Below are 3,504 nucleotides of genomic sequence, written 5' to 3' on the forward strand. Positions count from 1 at the left end.
TGACGGCGGCGCCGCCCCCGGCCGGCGAGTCCAGTGAGCCGCTGCCCGCGTACCGCCCGGTCTCCCGGGGGCCGCCGCGCTCCTCCCCCGGGCCGTCCGCCTGCTCGCGGATCTCCGGGTCCTTGATGGAGACCCACTGCCCCGCTTCCGGCGTCGGCACCGGATCGTCCGCGACCTCGACGGCCGCGTCCCGCAACACCGGTGCGGCACTGCCGAGTTCGATCACCGTGCCGGTTCGGGCGCCGGGCTGCACGCCCTGCGGTCACGGTGTCTCCGCCTTCTTCAGCTCCGTACGGGGCGTGTCAGCTCCTGTTGCCCGGAGGGGCCTTACGGGTTCACGCAGCCGCCGGGCCGCGAGCACGGCCGCTCCGGCGCCGCAGGCCAGCACCGCACAGGCGGGCCAGAGCAGCGCGGGCGCGGTGGTGTAGAGGGCGCCGCCCAGGGGCGGTGCCAGCACCTGTCCGCTGATGGAGGCGCCCGCGTACAGGCTCTGGAAGCGGCCCTGGGCATGGGCGGGCGCCTGGTCGGCGACGTAGGCCGTGGCCGGGGTCTTGTAGAGGATCTCGCCCAGGGTCAGCGAGAGCATCATCATGACGGCGAACGGCGCCCCCGCGCCGGGGATCAGCAGCGCGTACCCGGTCCCGACCAGCAGCAGTCCGATGCCCACGATGCCGAGCGGCGCCCGGTCGCGCAGCGCGTGGGCGGCGGGGAGTTCGAGACAGAGGATGACGCCGCCGTTGACGGCGATGAGCCAGCCGTAGAACTGGGTGCCGTGGCCGTGGTCGGCGAGGAAGACGGGAAGGGTCGAGTACTGCTGCCGGTAGACGAGGTCGACGCAGACGATCGCGGCGAGGAGCACCGGTACCGCGGGCCTGGCACGCAGTTCGCTCCACAGCCCGGGGGCGTCCGGGCCGCGCACGGGCCGGGAGTGCGCGGTGCCCCGGGAGGGGAGGATGCGTGCCGCGTATCCGGCGTACAGCAGGGTGCCGACGCCGTCGATGACGAAGAGCCAGTCGTACGAGAAGCGGGCGGCGATCAGCGCGCCGAGCGGCGGTCCGAGGGCGAAGCCCCCGTTGCCCGCGAAGCGGGTGAGGGCGAAGCTCTGGCGCCGGCCGCCCTCGGGGACGGAGACCGCGACGAGCGCGGAGTTCGCGGCGCGTGACGAGCACGGCCCCGCTCACACAGGCGCCGAGCAGCAGCATCCGGCGGTGCCCGTACCGGTCGCCGAACCAGCCGCCCGTGAAATTGCCCGCGACCAGCCCGGCGCCGCCGATGCCGCTGAGCACCCCGGCCTGGGCGACGGACAGTCCGCGCTGGCCGATCAGGTAGACGAAGAGATAGACGAAGGTGAAGCTCACCACCCCGTTGAAGAACGCGCCGAGGGCCAGCAGCCGCACCGTGCGCGGCACACCCCGCACCATCCCCATCCCGAACACCCTCCCAGCGAGTTCCTTTTGGGAACGGACTATGGCAGCATGCTTTCCGCAGGTCAATCCAGTTGAATGGCCGTCCGACGTGACGGAGGAACCCCATGCCCCAGCGCACCAGCCTGGCCGACGCCGACTGCGCGATCGCCCAGGCGCTCGACGTGGTCGGCGACTGGTGGACCCTGCTGATCGTGCGGGACGCGGCGCGCGGGGTGCACCGTTTCGACGCGCTCCAGCACGAACTGGGCGTGTCCCGCAAGGTCCTGGCCGAGCGGCTGCGGCTGCTGGTCGACGCGGATGTGCTGTCCCGGCAGCCCTACCAGGAGCGGCCCGCCCGGTACGAGTACCGGCTGACCCCGCGCGGCCGAGCCCTGCTGCCGGTACTGATCGCGCTCCAGGACTGGGGCGACGCCTGGGTGACGGGAGACGGAACGACCATGGCGACCGCACAGGAGTCCTCGCACGAGGCCGCACGGGTGCACGCGCTGGTGGGCACCCGGGTGCCGGAGCTGAGCCTGCCGTTCCACACCGGCGGCGAGCACGACCCGGTCGCCGCGGCCACCCCGTACACCGTCCTGTACTTCTTCCCCGGCGCCTACGCCCGCCAGGAGTCCTATCCGCCGGACTGGGCCGGTATCCCCGGCGCGCGGGGCTGCACCCTCGAATCGTGCACCTACCGCGACCAGCTGGCCGAGTTCACCGCGGCGGGCGCGACGGTGCACGGCGTCTCCACCCAGCGCCCGGACGAGCAGCGGGCGTTCGCGGAGGCGGAGCGGCTGCGCTTCCCGCTCCTGTCGGACGCCGGACTGGAACTGACGGCGGCACTGCGGCTGCCGACCTTCCGGGCGGCGGGCATCAGCCGGCTGAAGCGGCTGACGCTGGTGGTGGACCGGGACCGCACGGTCCGCGAGGCGCTGTACCCGATCACGGACATCGAACAGAGCGTGCGGGCGGCGCTGGCGGTGGTCCGGGCAGCGGGGACAGCAGAGCCGTAGGGCCACGCGCCCTCAGGCGCCAGGAGGACTCGGGGCGCACCCTCGGGGACGCGGGCCCGGCCACCGCGGGTGCGAGCGCTCAGCCGACGATCCGACCCAGCATCTCCCGTGCGTACGCCTCGTCGTAGACCCCGCCGGTGAGCAGGACCTGGAGGCAGATCCCGTCCATCAGCGCGATCAGTGCCCGCGCGGTGGCCGGACCGGTGCGTGCCGCGAGAAGCCCGGCCGTGTCGTCGGTCCACTCGGCGGCGACCGGCCGCAGCGCGGGCCTGCGCAGGGCGGCGAGGTAGAGCTCGTACTCCAGCTCCGCCCGGCCGCGGCCACCGCCGAAGAACTCCCCGAGCAGCCGGGCGAGTTCGGCCGCGAGGTCGGCGGCCGGGTCGGCGAGGGCCGGGCTCTCGCGCATGAGCCCGGCGAAGTTCTCGTTCGACCGGCGGAGCGCGGCGATCAGCAGCTCGTCCAGTGAGGCGAAGTGATACGTCGTCGAACCGAGCGGCACATCGGCCTCGGCGGCGACGGAGCGGTGGCTGAGCCCGGCGATGCCCTTGGCGCCGACCACCCGGATCGCCGCGTCGATGATCCGGGCGCGCCGCTCGGGGTCGTACCGCCGCGCCATCAGTGCGCACCGCCCAGGTTGAGGACCACCACACCGGCGATGACCAGCACGACGCCCGCCACCTTGACCAGGTTGCCGGACTCCCCCATGAACAGTATCCCGATGACGGCGACGGCGGCGGTGCCGATCCCGGCCCAGATCGCGTAGGCGGTGCCCATCGACATGGTCTTGAGGGTCTGGGCGAGCAGCGAGAAGGCGAGCAGATAGCCGACGACGGTGACGAGTGAGGGCCAGAGCCGGGTGAACCCCTCGCTGTACTTCATGGCGGTCGTCCCGGCCACCTCCGCCGCGATGGCCGCGGCCAGCAGTCCATATCCCATGTGTACGAGTGTACGCATCGATGGCGGCGAAGGCCCGGGGTCACCCGGGCACCGGGGGCGCTACCGTGGTCCGTCCATGTACATGATCGGCTGACAGACGGAGCAGAAGTGGCGCAGGACGCAGGGTGGGGCGGCGGGCCGTACGG

At 73.1% G+C, this 3,504-nt stretch carries 4 protein-coding genes and 1 pseudogene; 1 reads left to right on the forward strand and 4 read right to left on the reverse strand.

From position 1 onward, the window contains the following. The coding region (locus J1C73_RS01155) for a hypothetical protein (RefSeq protein WP_207314660.1) at positions 1-253 on the reverse strand (253 nt) is incomplete at its 3' end. A 9-nt stretch (positions 254-262) separates the two neighbouring features. Further along, positions 263-1,427: pseudogene (locus J1C73_RS01160) on the reverse strand (MFS transporter). A 104-nt stretch (positions 1,428-1,531) separates the two neighbouring features. Between J1C73_RS01160 and J1C73_RS01165 the strand changes: the two are divergent. Next, on the forward strand, positions 1,532-2,422 hold the full coding sequence (locus tag J1C73_RS01165) for a winged helix-turn-helix transcriptional regulator (protein WP_207314661.1): 891 nt from the start codon (positions 1,532-1,534) through the stop codon (positions 2,420-2,422). 79 nt (positions 2,423-2,501) lie between these two features. On the opposite strand, the gene J1C73_RS01170 is transcribed toward J1C73_RS01165, so the two are convergent. Together J1C73_RS01170 and J1C73_RS01175 are read right to left on the reverse strand one after the other, a co-directional pair. Continuing rightward, positions 2,502-3,038 (reverse strand): TetR/AcrR family transcriptional regulator, encoded by a 537-nt coding sequence (locus J1C73_RS01170; RefSeq protein WP_207314662.1) that lies wholly within the window; start codon positions 3,036-3,038, stop codon positions 2,502-2,504. Further along, positions 3,038-3,358: a DMT family transporter gene (locus tag J1C73_RS01175; protein WP_242643541.1), complete on the reverse strand. Its 321-nt coding sequence runs from the start codon at positions 3,356-3,358 to the stop codon at positions 3,038-3,040. The genes J1C73_RS01170 and J1C73_RS01175 overlap by 1 nt, the downstream gene beginning before the upstream one ends. Positions 3,359-3,504: the final 146 nt, after the last annotated feature.

This window comes from Streptomyces laculatispora, assembly GCF_017353455.1.
Taxonomy (GTDB): Bacteria; Actinomycetota; Actinomycetes; order Streptomycetales; family Streptomycetaceae; genus Streptomyces; species Streptomyces laculatispora.